Here is a 25,581-nt window from a genome sequence, read left to right as displayed (position 1 = left end):
AAACGACAACCGCTACGGCAGCTGCGCAGCCCGCGCCTCACGCCGGTTGTCCCTGAAGTTGTTCACCCTCCGAGCCGTGGCGAAGAGGGGAATCACCGCTCCGGTCACCAGCTGCAGCGCACACCCGGTCTGGAGCAGAAGCTGCCCACCAGGCGCGTCGAACGCCCAGGCCGCCAGCAACGCCATGCTCGTGACGATCCACGAGAGCATCGCCACGGCGAGCCGCCCCCGCGGCTTCGGGTACTCGACCCGGCTCACCATCAGCCACGCGATGCCGATGATCGCCATGAGCGTGGCGACGAACGGCAGCTCGAGCAGCACGATGGATACGACGGTCAGCGCGCCGAACGGCGAGGGCATGCCCTGGAACGTGCCGTCCTTGACCGTGACGCAGGAGAATCTGGCGAGTCGGAGCACGACCGCCAGCAGGACCACGATGGCCCCCACCGCCGCCACCCGCTGGTGCGCGTCGTCGGCGACCATGCCGTAGACCAGCACGAAGTACGCCGGCGCCAGACCGAAGCTGATCAGGTCGGATAGGTTGTCCAGCTCCGCACCCATGGGGGAGGAGCGCAGCTTGCGGGCGACCAGTCCGTCGAACAGGTCGAAGACCGCGGCGCACAGCATCAGGATCACGGCGGTCGCGGCACTGTGCCGCGCCATGCCCGTCTCCTGGCTGCCCGTGAGGTGCGGGATGAGAATGCCGGTGGTGGTGAAGTACACCGCCATGAAGCCGCACGTGGCGTTACCGAGTGTGAGGGTGTCCGCTATTGAGAGGCGGAGAGAGAGGGGCATCTCCTCCTCGTCGTCCAGCTCATCGGCCTCCGGCACCCAGCCGGCCTGTGTCTCGGGATCAATCACGGTCAATGCGAGTCACCCCCGCCACGGTCTTCTGGCCGACCTCCACGTCGACCTCGACACCCTCGGGGAGGTAGATGTCGACGCGCGACCCGAAGCGGATCAGCCCGATCCGCTCGCCCTGCTCGACCTTCGTGCCCTGAGGGATGTAGGGAACGATACGCCGCGCGACCGCACCGGCGATCTGGATCATCTCGATGTCGCCGAGCTCGGTGTCGAAGTGCCAGACAACGCGCTCGTTGTTCTCGCTCTCCTTGTTGAACGCCGGAACGAAACCGCCGGGGATGTGCTCGACCGACGTCACCGTGCCGGAGAGAGGCGCGCGGTTGACGTGGACGTTCAGCGGGCTCATGAAGATCGCGACGCGGGTGCGACCGTCCTTCCACGGCATGATGCTCTGCACCACACCGTCGGCCGGGGAGATGACCCGGCCCGGGGCGATCTCACGCTCGGGGTCGCGGAAGAACCACAGCATGCCCGCCGCCAGCGCGGTGGCGGGTACGGCGACGGCCTTGGCGGCGCCGGACTTGCGCGCGCGTACCAGGCTGAGTGCTGCGGTGGCGACGGTCGGGAGGAGCCACGGCGATGCTCCGCGCGCAATACGTACGCCTGCCAGGCTGTCGCGTGGTGCAGAGGTTTGGCTGTGGGGCATGGATGACCTTCGTAGCGGATGATGCCGCGCTGTAACGGGGGACGGCGGCTTTCCCGGGATCGTACCGGTCGCGGGCCACAACTGGGCAAGCCAGGAAGCCGAGTCGGCGGCTGAAGAGTGCTGACGGGGTGTGATCTTCTTCTCGATGAAAACACCCCGAATCGGTATTTCTAGCCCTGGAACCGATACTCTTCGAGCAGCCTGCGTCCGATGATCATTTTCTGGATCTCGGCGGTACCTTCACCGATGAGCAGCATCGGGGCCTCACGGTAGAGGCGCTCGATCTCGTACTCCTTGGAGAAGCCGTAACCGCCGTGGATCCGGAAGGCGTCTTCGACGACCTCTTTGCAGTACTCGGAGGCGAGGTACTTCGCCATCCCTGCCTCGAGGTCGTTTCGCTCCCCGGAGTCCTTTTTGCGTGCCGCATTCACCATCATCGCATGGGCGGCCTCGACCTTGGTAGCCATCTCGGCCAGCTTGAACTGGATCGCCTGGTGCTGGGCGATCGGTTTACCGAAAGTGTGACGCTGCTGGGCATACGAGACGCCCAGTTCGAACGCACGCTGAGCTACACCGCAACCACGCGCCGCCACGTTGACGCGGCCGACCTCGACGCCGTCCATCATTTGGTAAAACCCTCGGCCGGTGGCCCCGCCGAGCACCCGATTGGCCGGAATGCGCAGGCCATCCATGATCAACTCGGTGGTGTCGACACCCTTGTACCCCATCTTGTCGATCTTCCCGGGGATGGTCAGGCCGGGGCGGACCTCACCGAAGCCGGGCTCCTTCTCCACCAGGAAGGTCGTCATCGACTTGTGGGGCGCCGTGCCCTCGGGGTGGCCTTCGTCACTCTTCACCAGAACGGCCACGAGCGTCGACGTTCCGCCGTTCGTCAGCCACATCTTCTGACCGTTCAGGACGTATTCGTCGCCGTCCTTGACCGCCTTCGACGTGATCGCCGAAACGTCCGAGCCAAGTGCCGGTTCCGACATGGAGAACGCGCCGCGCACCTCGCCCGCCGCCATGCGCGGAAGGAAGTACTCCCTCTGCTCCTGCGTACCGTGCTGCTTGAGCATGTATGCCACGATGAAGTGCGTGTTGATGATGCCGGACACCGACATCCAGCCGCGCGCGATCTCCTCCACGCACAGCGCGTAGGTGAGGAGCGACTCGCCCAGACCCCCGTACTCCTCGGGGATCATGAGGCCGAAGAGGCCCAACTCCTTGAGCCCGTCGACGATCTGCTGCGGGTACTCGTCGCGGTGCTCCAGCTCGGTCGCGACCGGGATGATCTCCTTGTCCACGAAGTCCCGGACGGTGGACAGGATCTCCTGCTGGATGTCGGTCAGACCGGCGGTCTGGGCGAGTCGCGCCATGGCTACTTCTCCTTCAGCTGGGGGCGTCCGGGCTGCTCGCCGCCGCGCTCCTTGATGTACGTCTCGGTGGGGACCATCACCTTGCGGCGGAACACGCAGACCAGCGTGCCGTCCTGCTTGTAGCCCTTGGTCTCGACATAGACGATCCCGCGGTCGTTCTTGGACTTCGACGGGGTCTTGTCGAGGACCGTGGTCTCGCCGTAGATCGTGTCGCCGTGGAAGGTCGGCGCGACGTGCTTCAGCGACTCGATCTCCAGGTTGGCGATCGCCTTGCCCGACACGTCCGGCACCGACATGCCCAGCAGCAGCGAGTAGATGTAGTTCCCCACGACGACGTTCTTGCCGAAGTCCGTCGTGTTCTCGGCGTAGTTGGCGTCCATGTGGAGCGGGTGGTGGTTCATCGTCAGGAGGCAGAAGAGGTGGTCGTCGTACTCCGTGACGGTCTTCCCGGGCCAGTGCCGATAGACGTCGCCGACTGTGAACTCTTCATAGGTGCGGCCGAACTGCATGGTCTCGCCCTCCGGGCTGGTATGCCCCCTAGGCCCCTTCGGGGCCTGGGGGATGAGGGTTTTTCGTGTTTCCGAACTGCATGGCCCGAGTCAGTCGGAGGGCGCTTCGAACTTGGACGTGCGCTGCATGCCGGCGGCCCGGCCCTTGCCGGAGATGACGAGGGCCATCTTGCGGCTGGCCTCGTCGATCATCTCGTCGCCGAGCATCGCGGAGCCCTTCTTGCCGCCCGCCTCGGACGTGTAGAAGTCGTACGCGTCCAGGATCAGCTCGGCGTGGTCGAAGTCCTCCTGGGAGGGCGAGAAGATCTCGTTGGACGCCTCGACCTGGCCCGGGTGCAGCACCCACTTGCCGTCGAAGCCGAGGGCGGCGGCGCGTCCGGCGACCTCGCGGTAGCCGTCGATGTTGCGGATCTGCAGGTAGGGGCCGTCGATCGCCTGGAGATTGTTGGCGCGGGCGGCCATCAGGATCTTCATCAGGATGTAGTGGTAGGCGTCCGCCGGGTAACCGGGCGGCTGCTCGCCCACGACCAGCGACTTCATGTTGATCGACGCCATGAAGTCGGCCGGGCCGAAGATGATCGTCTCGACGCGCTGGGAGGCCGTCGCGATCTCGTTGACGTTGTTCAGACCCTGGGCGTTCTCGATCTGCGCCTCGATGCCGATCTTGCCGACCTCGAAGCCCATCGTCTTCTCGATCTGCGTCAGCAGGAGGTCGAGGGCCACGATCTGCTGGGCGTCCTGGACCTTCGGCAGCATGATGCAGTCGAGGTTGGGGCCCGCGCCCTCGACCACCGTCACGACATCACGGTACGTCCACTCGGTCGTCCAGTCGTTGACCCGCACGACCCGCGTCTTGCCCGTCCAGTCACCCTCGTTGAGGAACTTGACGATGGTGTGCCGCGCCTCGGGCTTGGCCAGCGGCGCGCACGCGTCCTCCAGGTCCAGGAAGACCTGGTCGGCCGGGAGGCCCTGCGCCTTCTCCAGGAAGCGGGGGTTGCTCCCCGGCACCGCGAGGCAGGAGCGACGCGGACGCAGACGGTTGACGGGGCTGGTCATGCGGGGACCTCCAGTGGGTCGAGCTTGTTCGCTTTCCGGATCTCGTCGACGATCCGGCCGATGATTCCGGTGATGTCGAAATCCTTCGGAGTGAAGACCGCGGCCACTCCCGCGGCCCGCAGGTCTTCGGCGTCGCCATTCGGGATGATGCCACCCGCGATCACCGGGATGTCTGTGGCACCGGCCACACGAAGGCGTTCCAGCACGTCAGGCACCAGTTGGGCGTGCGAGCCGGAGAGGATCGACAGGCCCACCGCGTGCACGTCCTCGGCGACGGCCGCGGTCACGATCTCCTCGGGCGTGAGCCGGATGCCCTGGTAGACCACCTCGAAGCCGGCGTCACGGGCCCGTACGGCGATCTGCTCGGCGCCGTTGGAGTGCCCGTCCAGGCCCGGCTTGCCGACCAGGAAACGGAGCTTGCCGACGCCCATCTCCTTCGCTGTCAGCTCCACCTTGCGGCGGACCTCCGACATGGCCGAGCCCTCCTCGGCGGTCACCGCGACGGGCGCGGAGGAGACACCGGTGGGGGCGCGGAACTCGCCGAACACCTCGCGCAGGGCACCGGCCCACTCGCCGGTCGTGACTCCGGCACGGGCGCACTCCAGGGTGGCCTCCATGAGGTTGCCGGTGCCCTTCGCGGCCTCCTTCAGCCGCTCCAGCGCCTTGCAGGGGCGCGGGTGATTGAAGGGGGGCTGGTAGCGGGTGTCGCGCCAGTCCTTGAGGGCGGCGGTCACCCCGGCCTCGACCGCCGGGTCGACCGTCATGATCGCGGCGTCCAGATCGGCCGTGAGCGGGTTCGGCTCGGTCGACTCGAAGATGTTGACGCCGACGATCTTCTCGTCGCCGGACTCGATACGGGCCCGGCGCTCGGCGTGCGACGAGACGAGCTGCGACTTCAGATAGCCCGACTCGACGGCCGCCATCGCGCCGCCCATCTCCTGGATCCGGTCGATCTCGGCGAACGAGTCCTCGACCAGCTGGGCGACCTTGGCCTCGATGACGTGCGAGCCCTCGAAGATGTCCGCGTACTCCAGCAGGTCGCTCTCGTACGCGAGCACCTGCTGCATGCGCAGGGACCACTGCTGGTCCCAGGGCCGGGGCAGGCCCAACGCCTCGTTCCAGGCCGGGAGTTGGACGGCACGCGCGCGTGCGTCCTTCGAGAGGGTCACCGCCAGCATCTCCAGCACGATCCGCTGGATGTTGTTCTCCGGCTGGGCCTCGGTCAGACCGAGCGAGTTGACCTGGACCCCGTACCGGAAGCGGCGGTGCTTGGGGTTCTCGATCCCGTACCGCTCGCGCGTGATCCTGTCCCAGATGCGGCCGAACGCCCGCATCTTGCACATCTCCTCGACGAAGCGGACGCCCGCGTTCACGAAGAAGGAGATACGGGCGACCACGTCACCCTTCTGCTCCTCCGCGATCTGCCCGGACGCGAACACCGCGTCCAGGACGGCGATCGCGGTGGACATCGCGTACGCGATTTCCTGGACCGGGGTGGCTCCCGCCTCCTGCAGGTGGTAGCTGCAGATGTTGATCGGGTTCCACTTGGGGATGTTGTTGACCGTGTAGCAGATCATGTCCGTCGTCAGACGGAGCGAGGGCACCGGCGGGAAGACGTGCGTGCCCCGCGACAGGTACTCCTTCACGATGTCGTTCTGGGTCGTCCCCTGGAGCCTGGTGATGTCGACACCCTGCTCCTCGGCGACGACCTGGTAGAGCGCCAGCAGCCACATGGCGGTGGCGTTGATGGTCATCGAGGTGTTCATCTGGTCCAGGGGGATGTCCTGGAACAGCCGGCGCATGTCACCGAGGTGCGAGACGGGCACGCCCACCCGGCCGACCTCGCCGCGGGCGAGGATGTGGTCGGGGTCGTAGCCGGTCTGGGTCGGCAGGTCGAACGCGACCGACAGACCCGTCTGGCCCTTGGCGAGGTTGCGCCGGTACAGCTCGTTGGACGCCTCGGCCGTGGAGTGACCGGCGTAGGTGCGCATGAGCCACGGCCGGTCCCTTTCGTTCTTCGCCTGCGGCGTCTGGCGCTCAGTCATGGGGTGGCCCTCAGATGTTCCGGAAGCGGTTGATGGCGTCGACGTGCTGGGCGCGCTTCTCCTCGTCGCGCACGCCGAGGCCCTCGGTGGGCGCCAGCGCCAGGACTCCGACCTTGCCCTGATGGAGGTTGCGGTGCACGTCGTACGCGGCCTGCCCGGTCTCCTCCAGCGAGTACACCCTCGACAGCGTCGGGTGGATCTTGCCCTTCGCGATGAGCCGGTTGGCCTCCCAGGCCTCGCGGTAGTTGGCGAAGTGTGAGCCGATGATCCGCTTCAGGGACATCCACAGGTAGCGGTTGTCGTACTCGTGGTTGTAGCCCGAGGTCGAGGCACAGGTGACGATCGTGCCGCCCTTGCGGGTGACGTAGACCGAGGCGCCGAAGGTCTCGCGCCCCGGGTGCTCGAAGACGATGTCGACGTCCTCGCCCCCGGTGAGCTCACGGATGCGCTTGCCGAAGCGCTTCCACTCCTTGGGGTCCTGGTTGTGCTCGTCCTTCCAGAACCTGTAGTCCTCGGCGTTGCGGTCGATGATCGCCTCGGCGCCCATCGCACGGCAGATGTCCGCCTTCTGCGGGCTGCTCACCACACAGATGGGGTTGGCGCCGCCGGCCAGCGCGAACTGGGTGGCGTACGAGCCGAGTCCGCCGCTGGCGCCCCAGATGAGGACGTTGTCGCCCTGCTTCATGCCGGCGCCGTTGCGGGAGACCAGCTGCCGGTAGGCGGTGGAGTTCACCAGACCGGGGGCGGCGGCCTCCTCCCACGACAGGTGGTCGGGCTTGGGCATCAGCTGGTTGGACTTCACGAGGGCGATCTCGGCGAGGCCGCCGAAGTTCGTCTCGAAGCCCCAGATGCGCTGCTCGGGGTCGAGCATCGTGTCGTTGTGCCCGTCGCTGGACTCCAGCTCGACGGACAGGCAGTGCGCGACGACCTCGTCACCGGGCCGCCAGGCGTTCACGCCCGGGCCGGTGCGCAGCACGACGCCCGCCAGGTCGGAGCCGATGATGTGGTACGGCAGGTCGTGGCGCTTGGTGAGGTCGCTGAGCTTGCCGTAGCGCTCCAGGAACCCGAAGGTCGCCATGGGCTCGAAGATCGAGGTCCACACGGAGTTGTAGTTGACCGAGGAGGCCATCACGGCCACCAGGGCCTCGCCGGGGCCGAGTTCCGGCACCGGCACGTCGTCCAGGTGGATCGACTTGCGGGGGTCCTTGTCGCGGGTGGCGAGTCCGGTGAACATCTCCGTCTCGTCCTTGTGCACGGTGATCGCGCGGTACGACTCGGGGAGCGGCAGTGCGGCGAAGTCGGCGGACGTGGCGGTGCGCGACTGAATCGCGTCCAGGATTTCCTTCACGGTGGTGCCTCCGGCGATGAGCGTCTGAGGGGAACGCTGAGGGTTACGTCGGGGTGATTGCTGCTGGTGAGAGGCAGTGCCGTCGGTTCGGCGAGGGTGGTGCTCGGCAGCGCGTTGTGGCGCGGAAGGTTGCCTGTGACGCAGGCGTCCGGGCGCGCAGACCATTGGTTTGCGGGGACAGCCGGCGTACGAAGGATCTCTGCACGCCGGCCGCCCGGACAACTTCAACGTATGGCACGCCGTGTCACGCCGCAAGGCACGGAGTGCCAGAAGTTGCGCTCAGGTGAAATCTTTACGTAACACGTGAGCGATGATCGATCAGACTGGGTCCGGAAACGCCTGAATCTGGGCAAAAAGATGCCGGACGCGCTCACATTGGAGCTCGTCCGGCGATCAGGTGTTCGGCGAGGACAGCGGCTGAGCCGCGGTTCCACCGAGTGCTGCTACGGCTGCCGCGGTTTCGCGGGTGCTGCTACGGCCGTTCCTTGAGCGCCTGCTCGATCGTGCGCATCACCTGGTCCAGCGGAGCGTCCACGCGGGCCACGGTCACCAGCACCTCGCCCTCCACGGAGGCGGCGGGCACCGAGCGCGGCGGGGTGTCCCGCCCGGCCCCGATGCCCGTACCGAAGGTCTTCCGGACGATCGCGAAGGCGTGGTCGAGCTGGCTCTCGACGTCTCCCTGGCCGCCCGCCCGCAGCCAGCGCCGCAGCACGTGGTTGTGGGCCGTGACCACGGCGGACGCGGCGACCTCCGCGAGCAGCGGGTCGTCGTTGGCGTCGTCGTCGTGGGCGTGCTCGTCGAAGTGGCCCAGCAGATAGCGGGTGAAGAGCCGCTCGTAGCGCGCCACGGACGCGATCTCCGCCTCCCGCAGGGTTGGTACCTCGCGGGTGAGCTTGTAGCGTGACACCGAGATCTCCGGCCTCGCCGCGTACATCTTCATGACTTCCTTGATGCCGCGGCACACCGTGTCGAGCGGATGCTCGTGCGCCGGCGCCGCGTTGAGCACCGCCTCGGCCCGGATCAACGTGTCGTCGTGGTCCGGGAAGATCGCCTCTTCCTTGGAGCGGAAGTGCCGGAAGAAGGTGCGCCGGGCGACCCCGGCCGCGGCCGCGATCTCGTCGACGGTCGTCGCCTCGTACCCCTTCGTCGCGAACAGCTCCATCGCGGCGGCCGCGAGTTCGCGGCGCATCTTGAGCCGCTGCGCGGCCGCACGACTGCCCGCGGCGCTCTCCGGAGCGTCGGGCGTGGCTGGGGTACGGGAGGACTTGGCGGGCTGGGACATGCCCCGAACGTACTGCATGTACGCGGCGGAGCGCTCATGACCGGGTCTTTCCCCGACCGGGACCGGGACCGGGGCGGCGGCCGGATCGAGCAGTCCGCCCCAGTCGGCGTGTTCGGCGAACAAGTCGCCGGGCCGGCCATCGGCCGAGAGCCCGGCCGCGTGCGCGGACCCGTCCATGGACCCGACGACCGCCCGCTGCCGTGTCCCGTTTGTGGACCCGACGGCCGCCTGGTGCTCTGTCCCGTTCACGGGCCCGCCGCCGGACCTCTGCTCTGCCCCCGGCCCGGTGCCGGATCCGAGGGCGGCTCCGGCACCGGATCCGGCCGCGGGCCCGCCTCCGGGCCGGTCCCATGGCCCGGAGGCGAGCTCGCCGGGCCTGTCCCCTGGCCCGGCGTCGCGCGGCGGCTCAGCGCCGTGCATATTCGCGGAAGCCGCGGCCCGTCTTGCGGCCGAGGCAGCCCGCGGCCACCAGGTGCTCCAGGAGGGGCGCGGGGGCGAGGCCCGGGTCACGGAACTCGCGGTGCAGGACCTTCTCGATGGCCAGCGAGACGTCCAGGCCGACCACGTCGAGGAGCTCGAAGGGGCCCATCGGATAGCCGCCGCCGAGCTTCATCGCGGCGTCGATGTCGTCGAGCGTCGCGTAGTGCTCCTGGACCATCTTGATCGCGTTGTTCAGGTACGGGAACAGCAGCGCGTTCACGATGAAACCGGCCCGGTCGCCGCAGTCCACCGGGTGCTTGCGGACCTTCGCGCAGACCTCCCGGACCGTGGCGTGCACGTCGTCGGCCGTCAGGACCGTGCGCACGACCTCGACGAGCTTCATCGCCGGGGCCGGGTTGAAGAAGTGCATGCCGATCACGTCCTGCGGCCGCGAGGTGGCGCGGGCACAGGCCACGACGGGCAGTGACGAGGTCGTGGTGGCCAGGATCGCGCCCGGCTTGCAGACCTTGTCGAACACCGCGAACAGCTGCTGTTTGATCTCCAGGTCCTCGGCGACCGCCTCCAGCGCCAGATCGACGTCCGCGAAGGCGTCGTACGAGCCCGCCGCGGTGATCCGTCCCAGCGTCTCGGCGGCGGCCTCGGCGGTCATCCGGCCCTTGTCGACGGAGCGTGAGAGCGACTTGCCGATACGGGCCTTGGCGGCCTGCGCCTTCTCCTCGCTGCGGGCGGCGAGCACGACCTCGTACCCGGCCTTCGCGAAGACCTCCGCGATACCGGACGCCATGGTGCCGGAGCCCGCGACGCCGACCGAACGCACGGTACGGCCGGGCAGCGGCGAAGCGCCCTCCAGGGGAGTCAGCGCGTCCCGCACGACGGTCGCGCTGCCCGGGGCGTCGTACGTGTAGAAGCCGCGCCCCGACTTGCGCCCGGTCAGGCCCGCCTCGCTGAGCTGCTTGAGGATGGGCGAGGGCGCGTGCAGCCGGTCGCGCGACTCGGCGTACATGGCCTCCAGGACCGTACGCGCGGTGTCGACGCCGATCAGGTCCAGCAGCGCCAGCGGGCCCATGGGCAGGCCGCAGCCCAGCCTCATCGCGGCGTCGATGTCCTCGCGGCTCGCGTACTTCGCCTCGTACATCGCGGCGGCCTGGTTGAGGTAGCCGAAGAGCAGCCCGTCGGCGACGAAGCCGGGGCGGTCGCCGACCGCGACGGGCTCCTTGCCGAGTTCGAGGGCGAGGTCCGTGACGGCGGCGACGGCGGCCGGCGCGGTCAGCACGGACGAGACGACCTCGACCAGCTTCATCGCCGGGGCCGGGTTGAAGAAGTGCAGGCCAAGCACCCGCTCGGGGCGGGCCGAGTCGGCGGCAAGCCGCGTGACGGACAGGGCGTTGGTGCCGGTCGCCAGGATCGTCTCCGGACGCACGATGCCGTCCAGCTCCCGGAAGATCTGGTGCTTGATGTCGTACGACTCCGGAGCCACCTCGATCACCAGGTCGGCGTCGGCCGCGGCCCGCAGGTCCGTCGACGTGACGAAGCGGGCGAGAGCGTCGTCGCGCTCCTGCTCGGTGATGCGCCCGCGCTGCACGGCGCGGGCGGTCGAGGACTCCAGGGCGGCGGTGGCCTGCGCGGCGGCGGCCTCGCTGATGTCGATGCCCACGACCTCGCGGCCGGCCTTGGCCAGGATCTCGGCGATGCCGGTCCCCATCGTGCCGAGGCCGACGACGGCGACGGTCTTGAGCGGGGACGCGGAGAGCGACAGGGAAGGGTCGGACAGGGGAGTGGCCATCGCGGGACTCCAGGAATGAGTGACGACTGAGGGACGCACCCGGGTACGCCGACGGGCGCACACGGTGCGGAGGTTGCGGGTGATGCCGGGCTACGAAAGCGCACACGCCCGGCGCCGTGAGTGGGTGAGACTGCGAGCCCACGAAACGGTGAGGAAGACCCGACCGGCCCTGTCCCGGAGCCGTGTCGTACTGAGGTACGTGAAGTACCGAACCGACCAGCACCCGCGGCGGCTGCGTCACCAGGCCACCACGAGCAAGTCAGCGAGTGGGTAACTCGCTCGATTGAGCTTAACTCGTGGGTAACGAGCGCGCCAGTCCCCGGTGAATGTGACGTACGTCGCCGATAGGCTTCGGCGATATGGACGAAGAGTTGCGATCGCTCACCCAGCGCTTACGGCACGAGGCGGGCGCGGCCGCGTCGTACTCGTACGAGCGGCTGGCCTCGACCGGCGACCTCGACGAACTGGCCGACGTGCTAGTCGCACCCGAACAGCGGCTCTGGGCACGGGAGTTGGCCGCGTTCCGGCTCGGGCTCGCCGGAGACCGGCGGGCCTTCGAGGCACTCGTCCTGCTGCTCAACCACCGCGACCCGCAGCGCTGCGCGTCCGCCGCGCATGCCCTGGCCCGGCTCGGCGACCCGCGCACCGCCCGCGCGGCGGCCGCCCTCGCCACCAACGAGCTGCGCGTCGCCTACGCGCTCCATCCGGTACGGCTCCTGGTCGAGCTGCGCGCTCCCGAGTCCGTACCCGCGCTGATCACGACCCTGGCCCGCAGGTTCCGCCCGCACGACCCGTACCGCCGTGTCGCCATCGCGTGCGTGGACGGGCTCGGCGCTCTGGGCGACGAACGGGCCCGCCCCGTCCTGAACGAGGCCCTCGCCCATCCACCGCTCGCCCAGGCGGCGGCGGGTGCGCTGAAGAGGCTGCCGGCGCAGCGCTCGCCACGCGGATAGGCGTGGATTGGGCGGGATGGGCACGGGGAGCACAAGGTCGGCGGCGGGTGCCGAGCGCGCTTGGTGAAGGCGGGGTCGCCGGGGGTTCGCCCGGCGGGAGACGGGCGACCGGCAGGCGGACGAACGTCGCGGGATCCGACCTGCCGTCATCTCCGCGCATCTGGCCCGGGTCCTGCTCCCCGACGGCCCCGGTCCACGGGGCCGCACTTTTCGCACGATAGACAGCGGGCGGGGGCCCGGGCATCCCCCAGGCGGGGCGAACGGCCCCCTCAGATGGGCTGATTCACCGTTCTACGGTCGGAACGTGTCATGCGGTCGGGCGCGGCAGGATGCCCAGGCGCGTCGCCGTGACCACGGCCTCCAGCTGGCTGTGGGCGCCCAGTTTCACCAGGACGCTCTTCACATGCCCGCGCACCGTGTGCCGGCTGAGCACGAGACGGTCCGCGATCACCTTGAGTCCGTGTCCCTGGGCGAGCAGGGACAGCACCTCGTGCTCCCGGCGGGTCAGCCCGCTCCGCTCCCACCGCTGCTCGGGCAGCCGCGCCGCCAGGGTCGACTCCTCCACCAGGAGCTTGCCGTTGGCCGTGGTCCGGATCGCGGTGAGGATGTCCCCGAAGGCGCTGTGCTTGGCGAGGAAGGCCGAGGCGCCCGCCGTCACCGCCCGCGCCAGTTGGTCGGGGGTCGCGTCCGCGGTGAGGACGACCACCCGGGTCGAGGGATGCGCGGCCTTCAGCAGCCGGGTGCCCTCGATGCCGTCCCTGCCCGGCAGATGGATGTCCATGAGCACCACGGCGGGTGGCCGACGGGCCGCCTCCCGCAACGCCTCGTCGACCGTGCCCACCGCGTCACCGCAGTCCAGGTCGGGCTGCGCCGCGATGGCGATGGCCAGGGCGTCGGCCAGCGCGCGCTGGTCTTCGACCACGAGCACGCGGATCATCCCGGATCCTCCCCCTCCGGATGGCCGGCTCTCCCTGGGCCGGTTGTGGCGATGCGCTTTCGAGCGTAGTGCCGTGCGGCGCCGTCAGGCCCCGGCCGTACTCGGAAATGTGTTCCCCGTGTCTGGCCCAACGGCGTTGTGGCAGTCCAGAGTTGAGGCCGAAAGCGTGGTTCTTCGCCCCCGCCGCCCCTACCCGTCCCGTCCCTGGGGGCTGCGCCCCCAGACCCCCGCTTGTCGGCCTGAACGGCCTCGTCCTCAAACGCCGGACGGGCTGAGTATGTCGGCCCGGGCTGCGAGATCTTCAGCCCCTCCGGCGTTTGAGGAGCGGGGGTTCGGGGGCTGGCCCCCGAAAAGGGACGGGAATCGGTAGGGGCGGCGGGGGCGACATCAATGACTGACGACGGGCCGCGGGATCTCTACGAAGCCATGATGCTGGCCGCCCCGGACGGCATCGTCGCGGTCGACGCGGACGGCTGCGTACGAGCCTGCAACCCGGCCGCGGCGGCCCTGCTGGAGCGCCCCGAGGACGAACTGATCGGCTCGGTGTTCGGCTTCCCGCTGGTCCACGGCGAGGCCACCGAGGTCACACTGGTCCTGCCGAACGGCCGCAGCAAGGTCGTCGAGATGCGGGTCACCCTGGCCCGACACGACGACCGCCGGCTGTACGTGGCCGCGCTGCGCGACGGAACCCGCCGACGGCAGGCAGACCACGTCCTCCAGTCCGCCCTCGAACACCAGAGCGTGGTCGTCGCCGTGGCCGCACACCAACTGCACAACCCGCTCGCCGCCCTGGGCGCCCTGGTGCACGTGCTGAAGGAGCCGCCACCCGACCTGACGGACGAGGGGCGGGCGCAACTGGTCGAGCGGATCGCCGAGCGCACGGCCCGACTGCAGTCGCTCGTCCGCAAGCTGCTCACCGCAGCCCGCATCGACGGGGCGTGGCAGCAGGGGGTGCCGGAAGCGGTGCCGGTGCTGGGCTTCCTCCTGGAACGGCTCGCCGAGTCCGCGGCCCGCGGCCGTGACCTGCGGCTGGCCGTCCCGGCGCATCTGGTGGCCCGCGTCGACCGGGTGGGCTTCGCCGAGATCTTCACCAACTACCTGGAGAACGCCCTCGTCTACGGCCGGGAGCCGGTCGAGATCACAGCGCGTGCCACCGGCGGACACATCGAACTGTCCGTCGCGGACCACGGTCCGGGCGTGCCCGAGTCCTTCGTCCCGCACCTCTTCGAGCGCTACCGCCGCGACCCCGCGACGGCGGCGGTCACCGAGGGCACCGGTCTCGGCCTGTGGATCGCCCGCAGCCTGGCCCGTGCGAACGGCGGCGACGCCTGGTACGAGCCCGGCCGGCCGAGCGGCGCCGTGTTCTGCGTGAGCCTCCCTCAGGAGCCGCCCAGCACACGGGCGTAACGCACCTCCGGCACCTCGACACCGTCCACCTCGAAGGGCTCCTCAGCGCCGTCCGGTGCGAAACCGGCCCTCTCGTAGAAGCGGCGCGCGCCCGTGTTCTCCCGGAGCACCCACAGCAGCATCCGGCCGTGCCCCGCGGCCGTGCAGCGGGCGACGGACTCCCGCAGCAGGGCGCGGCCGACACCGTGCCCGAGCCGGTCGAGGTCCACGTAGATCGCGTACAACTCGGCTTCCGCGGTGCGGACTTCGCCCTCCCGGTACGGGCCGTGGCACGCCCAGCCGACGACGTCGCCGTCCCACTCCGCGACCAGGCTCACCACGCTCTCACCGGCCTGCTCGAAGCGGGCCCGCAGACGCCCGACGTCCTCCGCCGGGTCGAGCCCGTCGAGGTACGCCTGCGGCATCATCCCCTTGTACGCCGTCTGCCAGCCGCGCACGCGGATCTCGGCCACGCGGGGACAGTCGGCCAGGACCATCTCCCGGACGTGGAGAGTGGCGGAAGGGGAGCGGAGGCGTTCGTCCATGGCGGCACCCTAGGCGGCCGTGGGGGAGGGGTCCCGTGAATTACGGCGGGCCCGCGGATCGCCCGGGCGGCACCCGCGACTACCTCGGGCGACACCCTCGGCTCACTCGGGCAGCAGCGCGAACGCCTCGATCTCCAGCAGGAAGTCCGGGCTCACCAGGGCGGCGACCTGCACGGCCGAGGCGGCCGGGAGGCGGTCGGGGGATATGTGCTCGTCCCGGGCCGCGCGGACGGCCGGCATGTACGCCATGTCCGTGACGAAGAAGGTCAGTTTGACCACGTTGTCGAAGGTCGCCCCGGCCGCGGCCAGACAGCGCCGCAGGTTCTCGAAGACCTGACGGGCCTGCGCCGCCGGGTCACCCTCCCCGACGAGCTTGCCGTCCTCGTCGAGCGCGAGCTGGCCCGAGACCGCCACGAAGCGGCCCGTGCCCATGACGACGTGGGTGTACGCGGCGGCGGGGGCGACCCCGTCGGGGGCGGAGATGCGCGTCAGTTCGGCCATGGATCAATCCTGCACCACGGCACTGACAACGCCCCCGACGGGCGCCGCCGCTCACCTGCCGGGGCTCAGCCCCGGAATCCGAGCAGCCCGTGCAGCGTCGTGCCGCGCGAGGCCGAGGCCTTCTTGCTCAGCGGCTTGGGGTCGGGCAGCGTCTTGCACACCGCGTCGACCTCGCCGCCACCGCGCGGCACCCTGCCGTCGGCCAGATACGTGGCCAGGTGCTTGTCCAGGCAGGTGTTCCCGCTCAGCGTGATGCCGTGGTTGCCGCCGCCCTGCTCGACCACCAGGCTGGAGCCGCCCAGCAGATGATGGACCACGACTCCGCCCTCGTACGGGGTGGCCGCGTCGTCCGTCGCCTGGAACAGCAGCACCGGCGGCACCGAGTCGTTGGAGACGTCCTCGGGCTCCAGGGAGTCCGTCGGCCAGAACGCGCACGGCGCGTTGTACCAGGCGTTGCTCCAGGTCATGAAGGGCGCCTTCTCGTACACCTCCCAGTTGTCCTCGCGCCACGTCTCCCAGTCGCGCGGCCAGGACGCGTCACGGCACTGCACCGAGGTGTAGATGCTGTAGCTGTTGTCGCCCGCGGCGTCGACGGCACCGAAGTTCTGGTACGCCTCGACCAGCGGATCGTCGTTCTTGTCGTTGACGAAGGCCGCGAACGCCTCGCCGAGATACGGCCAGTAGCCGTTGTAGTAGCCGCCGGGGGCGAACGTGTCCTCCAGTTCGGAGGCGCCCACCGTCTTGTCCGCGGGCTTCTTCGCCAGCGCCGCCCTCATCGCGTACCACTTGGCCTCGATCTTCTCCGGATCGGTGCCGAGCTTGTACTTCGCGTTGTTCTTGGCGACCCAGGCCATGAAGGCCCGGTGACGGTCGTTGAAGGCGTGGTCCTGCGCGAGGTTGTCCTCGTACCAGACACCGGTGGGGTCGACGATGGAGTCGAGCACCATGCGCCGTACGCGGTCCGGGTGGAGCTTCGCGTAGACGGCGCCCAGGTAGGTGCCGTACGAGTATCCGAAGTAGTTGATCTTCTTGGCGCCGAGCGCGTGCCGGATCGCGTCCATGTCATGGACCGCGCTCACGGTGTCGAGGTACGGCAGCAGCTTCCCGTACTTCGCGCCGCACGCCTTCGCGAAGGCCTTGACCCGGTCGAGGTTGGCCTTCTCCAGGGCGGGGGTGCTCGGCACCGAGTCGGGGCGTACGGGCTTGAAGTGCCCCGGCCTGCAGTTCGGGGCGGGCTTGCTGGCGCCGACGCCGCGCGGGTCGAAGCCGATGACGTCGTACTGCGAGGCCACCGCCTTCGGCAGCGTGGCCGCGACGAACCCGGCGAGCGTGAGACCGCTGCCGCCGGGGCCGCCCGGGTTCACCAGGAGCGGCCCCTGGGACTTCTTCGCGGTGTGCGGGACCCGTGACAGCGCGAGCGTGATGCGCTCGCCGTCCGGGTTCGTGTGGTCGAGCGGCACCTTCAGGGACGCGCACTGGAGCGTCGGATAGGCGGTGGTGCCGCACTTCTTCCAGGTGAGCTTCGCCGGGTCGGCGGAGAGCGTGGTGCGCGGTGCGGTCGCGGAGTCCGCGCTCGCGCCGGCCGGGATCGCGGTGATCATTCCGGCCACCACGGCAGCGGCACCGCACAGAGCAGCTGCGCGTCGGTTCACGATGAATCGCCTCGCATGGATGTTCCGGGCAGGGATTCTGGCCTGATCCTCGGGCCGGGGGTCCGGGGGTTGTCCCCCGGGGAGATGCAGCATCGGACCTCCCAGGACGGAGGTTGTGGGCCGTGCACGCCACGGCCTTCGCCGTATCGTCCCGGAGTGGCCGCCCGGAAGAAGCGATTCTGACAAGAGTTTGACCCGATCGGCCCGCGCGATGCGCCCGGATGCAGCTGAGGCGCGCTGGTCGGAGCGGGTGCCGGTGCCGGTCAGAGAAGGGTGAGCTGGGTCGGCTCCGGGACGGCCGGTTCGGCGGGTGCCGGGATCCTGCGCGGCATCCCCGCGCGCGTGGGACCTATCCCGTACTCCTCGGCCAGTTCGTGGACCTGACGGGTGATCCGGCGCTGGTACCACTTCGGGGCGTAGGCACCCTCCGCGTACAGCCGCTCGTAGCGGCGCACCAGATACGGGTGGTGGTGTGCCAGCCAGCTCATGAACCACTCGCGCGCCCCCGGCCGCAGATGCAGCACGAGCGGCGTGACCGAGGTGGCGCCGGAGGCCGCGATCGCCCGTACCGTCGCGCGCAGCTGGGACGGGTCATCGCCCAGGAAGGGGATCACCGGGGCCATCAGGACCCCGCAGTCGATGCCGTGTTCGCTCAGGGCGCGGACGGCGTCGAGGCGGCGCTCGGGGGCGGGCGTGCCCGGCTCCACGGTCCGCCACAGCTCGTGGTCGGTGAAGCCCACCGAGACGGAGATCCCGACCTCGGTCACCGCGGCCGCCTGCTTCAGGAGGTCGAGGTCACGCAGGATCAGCGTGCCCTTGGTGAGGATCGAGAAGGGGTTCGCGTGGTCGCGCAGGGCCGCGATGATGCCGGGCATCAGCTGGTAGCGGCCCTCGGCGCGCTGGTAGCAGTCCACGTTCGTGCCCATCGCTATGTGATCGCCCAGCCAGCGCCGCGAGCCGAGATGCCGTCGCAGCAGCTCCGGGGCGTTCACCTTCACCACGATCTGGCTGTCGAAGCCGAGGCCCGTGTCGAGGTCCAGATAGCTGTGGGTCTTGCGGGCGAAACAGTAGACACACGCGTGCGTGCACCCCCGGTACGGGTTGACCGTCCACTCGAAGGGCATGCGCGAGGCGCCCGGCACCCGGTTCACGATCGACTTGGCCCGGATCTCGTGGAACGTGATTCCACGGAACTCCGGAGTGTCGAACGTACGTGTGGTCACCGCGTCCGCGCCGAACAGCGCGGCGTCCCTCGGCAGGTTGCCGCCGGACTCCACTGTGAGGTTCTCCCAGCGCATGACGCCTCCTCGGTAGCACTGGACACAGAATAGAACACATGTTCCCTTGATCGTGCGAACTCATATTCGACGGGCGTGGCGTCCGAGGCTCCGGGCCCTGAGGGGACCCCGATTTGGGCGGCTCGACCGCCTGATGGTTGGCTGAGCGCTGACCCCCGAGATCCCGAGTGCTGGAGGAACGCAATGGCGCAGGTCGAGGCCACCACTGAGCGAGTCGTAGCGGCTCAGCCCGACGACGTGTTCGATGCGCTGGCCGACTACACCGGCACGCGTCCGAAGCTCCTGAGCGAGCACTTCAGCGAATACGAGGTGCGCGAGGGCGGCGACGGCGAGGGCAGCCTCGTCCACTGGAAGCTCCAGGCCACGAGTAAGCGCGTCCGCGACTGCCTGCTCGAGGTGAGCGAGCCCACCGACGGCGAGCTCGTCGAGAAGGACCGCAACTCCTCGATGGTGACCACCTGGCGGGTCACCCCGGCCGGCGAGGGCAAGTCCCGCGTCGTCGTGACCTCGGTGTGGAACGGCGCCGGCGGCATCGGCGGCTTCTTCGAGAAGACCTTCGCGCCCAAGGGCCTCGGGCGGATCTACGACGAGGTGCTCGCGAAGCTCGCCACCGAGGTGGAGAAGTAGCCCTCGGCGCAGTCCCGGTGAGCGCGCGGAGGCGCTCGACCGGGCGATTCTCACGCTCACCGTTTCGAGTGGTTTTCGGTATGGCTCCGTCGTACGCCGTAGGGCTCCCACCGGCGGATACGCCCCTTGAGCTCCACTGAAGGGCGACTCGTCGCGCTTGCTCCCAGTTGTCGCGTAATGCGAGAAATGGGCCGCGCAGGCGCGACGAGGGGAGCAGCACGTGGGCGGGACGACTCTGGCGGCGAGCGAACGCGGCGTTTCGGCCCCGGCCCCTGACACACTCCAAGGGCCGCCGGAACCACCGGGGTTCGAGGAGCTCGGCCCGGCCCGCGTGCGGATGGTGTTCTTCGCGCTGATGCTGGCGCTGCTGCTCGCCGCGCTGGAGCAGATGATCGTCGCCACCGCTCTCCCGAAGATCGTCGGAGAGCTGCACGGCCTGGACAGGATGTCCTGGGCGATCACCGCGTATCTGCTCACCGCCACCGTCGGACTGCCCGTCTACGGCAAGTTCGGCGACCTCTACGGCCGCAAGGGCGTCTTCCAGTTCGCGATCGTCGTCTTCGTGATCGGCTCCGCGCTGGCCGGATGGTCGCGCACCATGGACCAGTTGATCGCCTTCCGCGCGCTCCAGGGCGTCGGCGCCGGCGGACTCATGATCGGTGTGCAGGCGATCATCGCGGACATCGTGCCGCCCCGGGAACGCGGCCGCTTCATGGGCCTGATCGGCGCCGCCTTCGGTCTCGCGTCGGTCGCGGGACCGCTGCTCGGCGGCTACTTCACCGACCACCTCTCCTGGCGCTGGTGCTTCTACATCAACGTGCCTTTCGGCCTGGTCACGCTCGTCGTCGTCGCGGTCGTGCTCAAACTGCCCAAGCCGACCGCCCGGCGCCGCCTCGACGTCCTCGGTGCCCTGCTGCTCGCCACTGCCTCGACCTGCCTGGTCCTGCTGACCAGTTGGGGCGGTACGGAGTACGCGTGGGACTCGCGCGTCATTCTCGGGCTCGGAGCGGGAGCCGTCGCCTCGACGGCCCTGTTCCTCGTCGTCGAGCACTTCGCGGTCGAACCCCTCATCCCCCTGCGGCTGTTCCGCGACGGGGTCTTCAACGTCACCGCTCTGGTGGGCGTGATCGTCGGGGTCGCCCTCTTCGGAGCGGCCAGCTATCTGCCCACGTACCTGCAGATGGTCGACGGCGCCACCGCCACCGAGTCCGGCCTGCTGATGCTCCCGATGATGGCCGGCATCGTCGGCGCGTCGGTCGTCTCGGGCCAGCTCATCAGCCGCAGCGGCCACTACAAGATCTACCCGATCCTCGGCGGCTTCCTCTCCGTCCTCGGCATGTGGCTCCTGTCGCGGCTGGAGACCGACACGCCCCGGCTGTACTACAGCATCTGGATGGCCGTACTCGGCGCCGGGATCGGCCTGGTCATGCCCGTACTGATCCTCGCCGTACAGAACTCCGTGGAGCCCCGCGACCTCGGCACCGCGACCAGCGCCAACAACTACTTCCGGCAGATCGGCGGCAGCGTCGGCGCCGCGATCTTCGGCACGCTCTTCGCCGACCGGCTCGCCGACTCCCTCGCCGAACGGCTGCCCGCCGGGGCCGGCCTGCCCGACCCCGAGTCCATCACCCCGCAGCTCGTCCACGCACTGCCCGCTGAGCTTCGCGACGGCTACATCGCGGCCTACGCCGACGCCATGCCGCGGATCTTCCTCTACCTCGTGCCGGTGCTCGTCCTGGGCCTGCTCGTCGCCTTCTTCCTCAAGGAGAAACCGCTGGTGTCCCACCACACCTCTGCCGCCCCCGAGACCACCGCGTCCTACAACTCCTCGGTCCCGCAGGCGCGTTCGTACGCCGCCGGAGTGCCCGTCTGTGGGACCGTCCAGCACCCCGACGGCACCGTCGTGCCCCGCGCCGCGCTCACCCTCATCGACGTCGCGGGACAGCAGATCGGCCGGGGCGCGAGCGGGGACGACGGACGGTATGCGTTGTCGACGCCCGGGTCGGGGTCGTACGTCCTCATCGCCGCGGCGGGCGGGCATCAGCCGCAGGCCGTCAGCGTCACCGTCGGGGAGCGGCCGGTCGAGCTGGACGTCGTGCTCGGTGGGGCCGGGCGGCTGGCCGGGAGCGTGGTGACGGCGGACGGGACGCCTGTGCGGGACGCGACCGTCACGCTCACCAATGTGCACGGTGAGGTCGTCGCCACGACGCGCAGTGGGCGTGAAGGGGGTTACGTCATCTCGGAGTTGGTGGCCGGGGAGTACACGCTGGCCGCGAGTGCGCCGGCCTTTCGACCCGCTGCCCTGCCCGTGAGTGTGCAGGCCGCCCGGGAGACCCGCCAGGATGTCGAGCTTGCGGGCGGGGCGGTGCTTCGGGGGACCGTGCGGGCCAGTGGGGGGCGGCCTGTCGAAGACGCGAGGGTGACGCTGCTGGACGCAGCGGGGAATGTGGTGGACACGTTGACGACCGGGGGTGACGGAACGTTCCGGTTCGTTGATCTTTCTTCCGGGGAATACACGGTGATCGCCGCCGGGTACCCGCCGGTGGCTACCGTTCTGCAGGTGGCGGGGGGTGGGCGGACTGAGCGGGATCTTCAGTTGGGGCATGAAGACTGAGGGGTGAGGGGGCGTTGTCGGGTGCGGGGTTGTGGGGGCTTGTCGCGCAGTTCCCCGCGCCCCTAAGGGGGCGCTGGTGTGCGCCGGAGTCAATTCGCTCAATGCCACACATGGCAACCAGGCGCGGACGTACCGTGGTTGTGGCGGTACAGATCTTGCGGACCGTGGGGAGAGAGGGCCTGGGCCATGGACCGTGGCACCGAGAGGGGCACAGCTCACGGCCGTGCGGGCGGGAACGGGGTCGCGGCGGGCCGGATTCCGCTGGCCGTGGTGGTCGTCGACCGTGAAGGCCTGGTCTCGCACTGGAGCCGGGGCGCCCGGCGGCTGTTCGGCGCCGCCAAGGACGAGGCAGTCGGACGGCCCGCCGTCGATCTGCTGCCCGTGTCCGGTGCCCTGCCCGATGATGACGAGGTCGCTCCCTACGGGGCGTATTCACCGTACGACGGCCTCGGGCCCGACCTGGAGTCGTCCCTCGACGGGCGGCTGTCCTATCCGGCCGCGGGGCGCGCGCGGTTGTCGGCGCCCGACAGTGACCGGATCGACGTGCTGTGGTGGGCGTATCCGCTGGTGGGGCCGGGGCCCGAGCGGCTGCTGGTGCTCGCCGCCGACGCCGGCGGGCTGCGCCACGAGGACACCGGCGCGGGCCTGGTCATGGAACGCATCGCACCCGGGTTCGCACTGCACACCGACTTCCCCGGTGCCGAGGAACTGGCCCGCAGGCTGCCCGAGATCCTGCCCAGCATGAGCGTCGGCGAGAGCGCCCGCATCGTCGCCCAGGTCCTCGAACTGGGTTATCCCGTCCTGGAGTTCAGCCAGAACGACCGAGTGCCCGTCACTCCCGACTGGGGCGTGCCCCGGCGTGCCGAGCGCAAGGCGCGTCAGGAGCGGGCGGCCGCTGCCGTCGCGGCCGGCGCACCCCTGCCGCAGGACCAATCCGACGAGGGCGAGGACCTCGAGTACGCCGCCGTCCGCGAGCGCCTGGAGTTCCTGAACGAGGTCAGCGGGCGGATCGGCACCTCGCTCGACCTGTCCCGCACCATCGTCGAGGTCAGCCGGGCCGTGGTCCCCCGCTTCACCGACGTGGCCGGGACCTATCTCCGCGAACAGGTCGTCGCAGGTGAGGGCTTCCCCGAGGGCGTGCCCGACACGACCACCATGTGGCACCGGGTCGCCCTGGAGCACACGGACGAGCCGGGCCGCTGGGACGATGTCGTGCCTGTCGGCGAGGCCATGCCGTTCCCGGCACACACCCCGTTCTTCCAGTGCATGACCACCGGTGACCCCGTCCTCGTGCCCCGCATCAGCGAGCAGATGGGGCACATGATCGCCGCGCAGTTCGAGAAGCGCGACATCCGGCCCCTCATCACGGGCCGCTCCATGCTGGTGGTGCCCCTCAAGGCCCGCAACGTGGTCCTCGGCTTCATGATCCTGCTGCGGCACCCCGAGCGCGTCGAGTTCAACGACATGGACCGCGTCACCGGCGCCGAACTCGCCGCCCGCGCCGGGCTCGTCCTCGACAACGCCCGGATGTACACGTATCAGGAGAGCGTCGCCGAGACCCTCCAGGACAGCATGCTGCCGCACATCGCGCCGCGCATGGCGGGCTGCGACATCGCGACCCGCTATCTGCCGGGCACGCTGCTGGGGCGGGTCGGCGGAGACTGGTTCGACTCGGTCAAGCTGCCCGGGTCACGGACCGCGCTCGTCGTCGGCGACGTCATGGGGCACGGGCTCAACTCGGCCGCGATGATGGGCCAGTTGCGCACCGCCGTACAGACCATGGCCGCCCTCGATCTGCCGCCCGCCCAACTCCTGCGCAATCTCGACGACTTGGCGCAGCGCCTCGGCGAGCACTACCTCGCGACCTGCCTTTACGCGGTGTACGACCCCATCAGGAGCGAGTTGCAGATAGCCAACGCGGGCCATATCCCACCGGTGTTGGTCCGCGCCGAGGACGGCCGCAGTGATCTGCTCGACCTGCCCACGGGCGCGCCCATCGGCGTCGGCGGAGTGCCCTTCGAGGCGGTGGGCGTCCGGGTGGCGCCCGGCGACCGGCTCGTGATGTGCACCGACGGACTGGTCGAGGTCCGCGGTGAAGACATCGGTGTCGGACTCGCCACGCTCTGCGAGTCCGCCGCGCACCCGGCCGCCTCCATGGACGACGCCTGCGACACCATCATCCGCGCCCTCAACACCCGCGGCGGCCGCAAGGACGACGTGGCGCTCCTGATGGCCCGGCTCAACGGCATCGAGCCCGAGGACGTCGCCCAGTGGCGGATCGGCCACGACCGGGCGGAGGTCGGCAGGGCGCGTGCCGTGGTCCGCGAGCAGCTTCACGTGTGGGGGCTGAACTCCCTTGTCGATCCCACAGAGTTGATGGTCAGCGAGCTCGTCACCAACGCCGTACGGCACTCCCACAGCCGCCCCATCGAGCTGCGGCTCGTCCGGGGCGAGACACTGCTGTGCGAGGTGGACGACGACGACCACACCCTGCCGACGCTGCTCAGCACGCGCCGGCTCGACGAGTTCGGGCGCGGCATGCGTGTGGTCAGCACGCTGGCGCGGGAGTGGGGGACCAGCCGGACGAGCTCCGGCAAGACGGTGTGGTTCGAGTTGACCTTGCCGCGCCGCTAGCTCCGTCGGTCCTGCCCCGCCGCTGGTTCCTGGGGAGTGAGGGGCACGAGGGGCGCACATCGGCGTGCGGCAGTCGAACGAGCGGTGAAGGTGTGCGCCGCCTGCTTGTCGCTTCACGCCGGGCGCGATAAACCGGACTGCCCGTCACTTTTCGGCGGTCCGTGGTCGCGTCCTGGGGAGCTTTCATGAGTGTGACGACTCGGTACAGAGAGGCCTGGGAGGGCTTCTGGCGGGAGGCTCCCGGCGAGCCGGGGGCCGTCTTCTGGGATGCCGAGCCCGCGGTCACGGCGGGGATCCACCTCGCTCTGTTCGAACCGCATCTGGCGGCGCCCGGCCTGCCTCTCGTGGACCTCGGCTGCGGCAACGGGACCCAGGCCCGGTTCCTCGCCGACCGCTATCCGCGGGTCATCGGTGCCGACCTCTCGGCTGCCGCCCTCGATCACGCCCGGCTCGCGGACCCGGCCGGGCAGGCCTCCTACCGGCTTTTCGACGCGGCCGAGAAGGTCGAAGCGGAGACACTGCACGCGGAGCTCGGTGACGCGAACGTGTATATGCGGGGTGTCCTGCATCAGTGCGAGCCGGATGACCGGCAGCCGGTGGTGGATGGGCTCGCCATGCTTGTGGGTGACCGGGGGCGTGCGTTTCTTGTCGAGCTCGCGGAGGCGGCGGGGCCGATTCTGCGGGGTCTTGCCCAGGGCCCGGGCGGGCCGCCGGCCAAGCTTGCGCCCGTGTTTCGGCATGGGATCGCGCCGGGGGAGGTCGCTGATGCCGCTGTGCCGGAGTATCTGCGGGCTGCTGGGCTCGCCGTGCTGGCGAGTGGAGAGTTGCCGCTTGTGACGACTGAGTTTTTGGCGGACGGTACGCGGATTGAGTTGCCGTCTAGGTGGGTTGTGGTGGGGCGGGTCTGAGATTTCGCGTGATCCTCAGTTGGCGATGGGGATTTGACGTTGAGTGTTGGGTGCGGGTGTGTGGGGGCTGGTCGCGCAGTTCCCCGCGCCCCTGAAGGGGCGGAGGGTGCCGCACGCCATTGAGTGCGGGTTGGTGCACCCTTGGCCCGGCTAGAGGTATGTGACATAGTACTGGC

The 25,581-nt window shown here is 69.6% G+C and carries 20 protein-coding genes; 6 read left to right on the top strand and 14 right to left on the bottom strand.

Annotated features, from left to right (window positions below; genetic code table 11):
- Nucleotides 1–12: 12 nt before the first annotated feature.
- The 9 genes from pssA to QF035_RS12520 all read right to left on the bottom strand — a co-directional run bounded on the left by pssA (nt 13) and on the right by QF035_RS12520 (nt 11,350).
- Entirely contained in the window at nt 13–831 is an 819-nt protein-coding gene (pssA, locus tag QF035_RS12560; RefSeq protein ID WP_307531069.1) for a CDP-diacylglycerol--serine O-phosphatidyltransferase, read from the bottom strand.
- A gap of 22 nt (nt 832–853) precedes the next feature.
- Nucleotides 854–1,510 (bottom strand): phosphatidylserine decarboxylase, encoded by a 657-nt coding sequence (locus QF035_RS12555; protein ID WP_307520274.1) that lies wholly within the window; start codon nt 1,508–1,510, stop codon nt 854–856.
- Between the two features lie 170 nt (nt 1,511–1,680).
- Nucleotides 1,681–2,886: an acyl-CoA dehydrogenase family protein gene (locus QF035_RS12550; protein WP_055612051.1), complete on the bottom strand. Its 1,206-nt coding sequence runs from the start codon at nt 2,884–2,886 to the stop codon at nt 1,681–1,683.
- Nucleotides 2,887–2,888: 2 nt separating this feature from the next.
- Nucleotides 2,889–3,395: a MaoC family dehydratase gene (locus tag QF035_RS12545; protein ID WP_307520273.1), complete on the bottom strand. Its 507-nt coding sequence runs from the start codon at nt 3,393–3,395 to the stop codon at nt 2,889–2,891.
- Between the two features lie 90 nt (nt 3,396–3,485).
- Nucleotides 3,486–4,451 (bottom strand): HpcH/HpaI aldolase/citrate lyase family protein, encoded by a 966-nt coding sequence (locus tag QF035_RS12540; protein ID WP_307520272.1) that lies wholly within the window; start codon nt 4,449–4,451, stop codon nt 3,486–3,488.
- A complete protein-coding gene (locus tag QF035_RS12535; protein WP_307520270.1) occupies nt 4,448–6,496 on the bottom strand; it encodes a protein meaA in 2,049 nt (682 codons plus the stop codon). The genes QF035_RS12540 and QF035_RS12535 overlap by 4 nt, the downstream gene beginning before the upstream one ends.
- A 10-nt stretch (nt 6,497–6,506) precedes the next feature.
- The gene (ccrA, locus tag QF035_RS12530; RefSeq protein WP_143640985.1) at nt 6,507–7,844 is read right to left on the bottom strand and encodes a crotonyl-CoA carboxylase/reductase; all 1,338 of its coding nucleotides are present in this window, start codon (nt 7,842–7,844) and stop codon (nt 6,507–6,509) included.
- A 472-nt stretch (nt 7,845–8,316) separates the two neighbouring features.
- Nucleotides 8,317–9,144: a TetR family transcriptional regulator gene (locus QF035_RS12525; RefSeq protein ID WP_307531067.1), complete on the bottom strand. Its 828-nt coding sequence runs from the start codon at nt 9,142–9,144 to the stop codon at nt 8,317–8,319.
- Between the two features lie 388 nt (nt 9,145–9,532).
- Nucleotides 9,533–11,350, bottom strand: coding sequence for a 3-hydroxyacyl-CoA dehydrogenase family protein (locus QF035_RS12520; RefSeq protein WP_307520269.1), 1,818 nt, complete (start codon nt 11,348–11,350; stop codon nt 9,533–9,535).
- 359 nt (nt 11,351–11,709) lie between these two features.
- Between QF035_RS12520 and QF035_RS12515 the strand changes: the two genes are divergently transcribed.
- Nucleotides 11,710–12,303 carry an adenylosuccinate lyase gene (locus tag QF035_RS12515; RefSeq protein ID WP_307520268.1) on the top strand — a complete coding sequence of 198 codons (594 nt, stop codon included), beginning with the start codon at nt 11,710–11,712 and terminating at the stop codon, nt 12,301–12,303.
- A 307-nt stretch (nt 12,304–12,610) separates the two neighbouring features.
- Here the strand turns inward: QF035_RS12515 and QF035_RS12510 are convergent, their stop codons facing one another.
- A complete protein-coding gene (locus tag QF035_RS12510) occupies nt 12,611–13,240 on the bottom strand; it encodes a response regulator (protein WP_307520267.1) in 630 nt (209 codons plus the stop codon).
- 390 nt (nt 13,241–13,630) lie between these two features.
- Here QF035_RS12510 and QF035_RS12505 point away from each other — a divergent pair, with 390 nt between their 5' ends.
- Nucleotides 13,631–14,647 carry a sensor histidine kinase gene (locus QF035_RS12505; RefSeq protein WP_307520266.1) on the top strand — a complete coding sequence of 339 codons (1,017 nt, stop codon included), beginning with the start codon at nt 13,631–13,633 and terminating at the stop codon, nt 14,645–14,647.
- Here QF035_RS12505 and QF035_RS12500 read toward each other — a convergent pair.
- The 4 genes from QF035_RS12500 to QF035_RS12485 form a co-directional block, all read right to left on the bottom strand.
- Nucleotides 14,620–15,171, bottom strand: a complete 552-nt coding sequence (locus tag QF035_RS12500; RefSeq protein ID WP_307520265.1) for a GNAT family N-acetyltransferase — start codon at nt 15,169–15,171, stop codon at nt 14,620–14,622. The two genes, QF035_RS12505 and QF035_RS12500, sit on opposite strands and share 28 nt — an antisense overlap.
- Before the next feature lie 102 nt (nt 15,172–15,273).
- Complete coding sequence (locus QF035_RS12495) at nt 15,274–15,672, bottom strand: RidA family protein (RefSeq protein ID WP_307520263.1); 399 nt, start codon at nt 15,670–15,672, stop codon at nt 15,274–15,276.
- Nucleotides 15,673–15,737: 65 nt separating this feature from the next.
- Complete coding sequence (locus QF035_RS12490) at nt 15,738–17,324, bottom strand: alpha/beta hydrolase (RefSeq protein ID WP_307520262.1); 1,587 nt, start codon at nt 17,322–17,324, stop codon at nt 15,738–15,740.
- Between the two features lie 263 nt (nt 17,325–17,587).
- On the bottom strand, nt 17,588–18,622 hold the full coding sequence (locus QF035_RS12485) for an Rv2578c family radical SAM protein (protein ID WP_307520260.1): 1,035 nt from the start codon (nt 18,620–18,622) through the stop codon (nt 17,588–17,590).
- A 183-nt stretch (nt 18,623–18,805) separates the two neighbouring features.
- Here QF035_RS12485 and QF035_RS12480 point away from each other — a divergent pair, with 183 nt between their 5' ends.
- The 4 genes from QF035_RS12480 (at nt 18,806) to QF035_RS12465 (ending at nt 25,405) form a co-directional block, all read left to right on the top strand.
- A complete protein-coding gene (locus QF035_RS12480; RefSeq protein ID WP_307520259.1) occupies nt 18,806–19,249 on the top strand; it encodes an SRPBCC family protein in 444 nt (147 codons plus the stop codon).
- Between the two features lie 220 nt (nt 19,250–19,469).
- Nucleotides 19,470–21,863: an MFS transporter gene (locus QF035_RS12475; protein WP_307520258.1), complete on the top strand. Its 2,394-nt coding sequence runs from the start codon at nt 19,470–19,472 to the stop codon at nt 21,861–21,863.
- Nucleotides 21,864–22,049: 186 nt separating this feature from the next.
- Nucleotides 22,050–24,497, top strand: coding sequence for an ATP-binding SpoIIE family protein phosphatase (locus QF035_RS12470; RefSeq protein ID WP_307520257.1), 2,448 nt, complete (start codon nt 22,050–22,052; stop codon nt 24,495–24,497).
- Between the two features lie 185 nt (nt 24,498–24,682).
- The gene (locus QF035_RS12465) at nt 24,683–25,405 is read left to right on the top strand and encodes a class I SAM-dependent methyltransferase (protein ID WP_307520256.1); all 723 of its coding nucleotides are present in this window, start codon (nt 24,683–24,685) and stop codon (nt 25,403–25,405) included.
- The last annotated feature ends 176 nt before the right edge of the window (nt 25,406–25,581 follow it).

It is taken from the genome of Streptomyces umbrinus, from assembly GCF_030817415.1.
Lineage (GTDB): Bacteria > Actinomycetota > Actinomycetes > Streptomycetales > Streptomycetaceae > Streptomyces > Streptomyces umbrinus_A.
Note: the sequence above shows the minus strand (reverse complement) of the source record. Positions and strands in the feature narration are given on the sequence as shown.

What these genes read in the sequence shown, in the direction of transcription:
- QF035_RS12535 (WP_307520270.1), bottom strand. Translation starts at nt 6,496, where the DNA reads ATGACTGAGCGCCAGACGCCGCAGGCGAAGAACGAAAGGGACCGGCCG.
- QF035_RS12550 (WP_055612051.1), bottom strand. Translation starts at nt 2,886, where the DNA reads ATGGCGCGACTCGCCCAGACCGCCGGTCTGACCGACATCCAGCAGGAG.
- QF035_RS12480 (WP_307520259.1), top strand. Translation starts at nt 18,806, where the DNA reads ATGGCGCAGGTCGAGGCCACCACTGAGCGAGTCGTAGCGGCTCAGCCC.
- QF035_RS12510 (WP_307520267.1), bottom strand. Translation starts at nt 13,240, where the DNA reads ATGATCCGCGTGCTCGTGGTCGAAGACCAGCGCGCGCTGGCCGACGCC.
- QF035_RS12500 (WP_307520265.1), bottom strand. Translation starts at nt 15,171, where the DNA reads ATGGACGAACGCCTCCGCTCCCCTTCCGCCACTCTCCACGTCCGGGAG.
- QF035_RS12505 (WP_307520266.1), top strand. Translation starts at nt 13,631, where the DNA reads ATGACTGACGACGGGCCGCGGGATCTCTACGAAGCCATGATGCTGGCC.
- QF035_RS12540 (WP_307520272.1), bottom strand. Translation starts at nt 4,451, where the DNA reads ATGACCAGCCCCGTCAACCGTCTGCGTCCGCGTCGCTCCTGCCTCGCG.
- QF035_RS12470 (WP_307520257.1), top strand. Translation starts at nt 22,050, where the DNA reads ATGGACCGTGGCACCGAGAGGGGCACAGCTCACGGCCGTGCGGGCGGG.
- QF035_RS12485 (WP_307520260.1), bottom strand. Translation starts at nt 18,622, where the DNA reads ATGCGCTGGGAGAACCTCACAGTGGAGTCCGGCGGCAACCTGCCGAGG.
- QF035_RS12465 (WP_307520256.1), top strand. Translation starts at nt 24,683, where the DNA reads ATGAGTGTGACGACTCGGTACAGAGAGGCCTGGGAGGGCTTCTGGCGG.
- QF035_RS12520 (WP_307520269.1), bottom strand. Translation starts at nt 11,350, where the DNA reads ATGGCCACTCCCCTGTCCGACCCTTCCCTGTCGCTCTCCGCGTCCCCG.
- QF035_RS12515 (WP_307520268.1), top strand. Translation starts at nt 11,710, where the DNA reads ATGGACGAAGAGTTGCGATCGCTCACCCAGCGCTTACGGCACGAGGCG.
- QF035_RS12555 (WP_307520274.1), bottom strand. Translation starts at nt 1,510, where the DNA reads ATGCCCCACAGCCAAACCTCTGCACCACGCGACAGCCTGGCAGGCGTA.
- QF035_RS12495 (WP_307520263.1), bottom strand. Translation starts at nt 15,672, where the DNA reads ATGGCCGAACTGACGCGCATCTCCGCCCCCGACGGGGTCGCCCCCGCC.
- QF035_RS12545 (WP_307520273.1), bottom strand. Translation starts at nt 3,395, where the DNA reads ATGCAGTTCGGCCGCACCTATGAAGAGTTCACAGTCGGCGACGTCTAT.
- QF035_RS12525 (WP_307531067.1), bottom strand. Translation starts at nt 9,144, where the DNA reads ATGCAGTACGTTCGGGGCATGTCCCAGCCCGCCAAGTCCTCCCGTACC.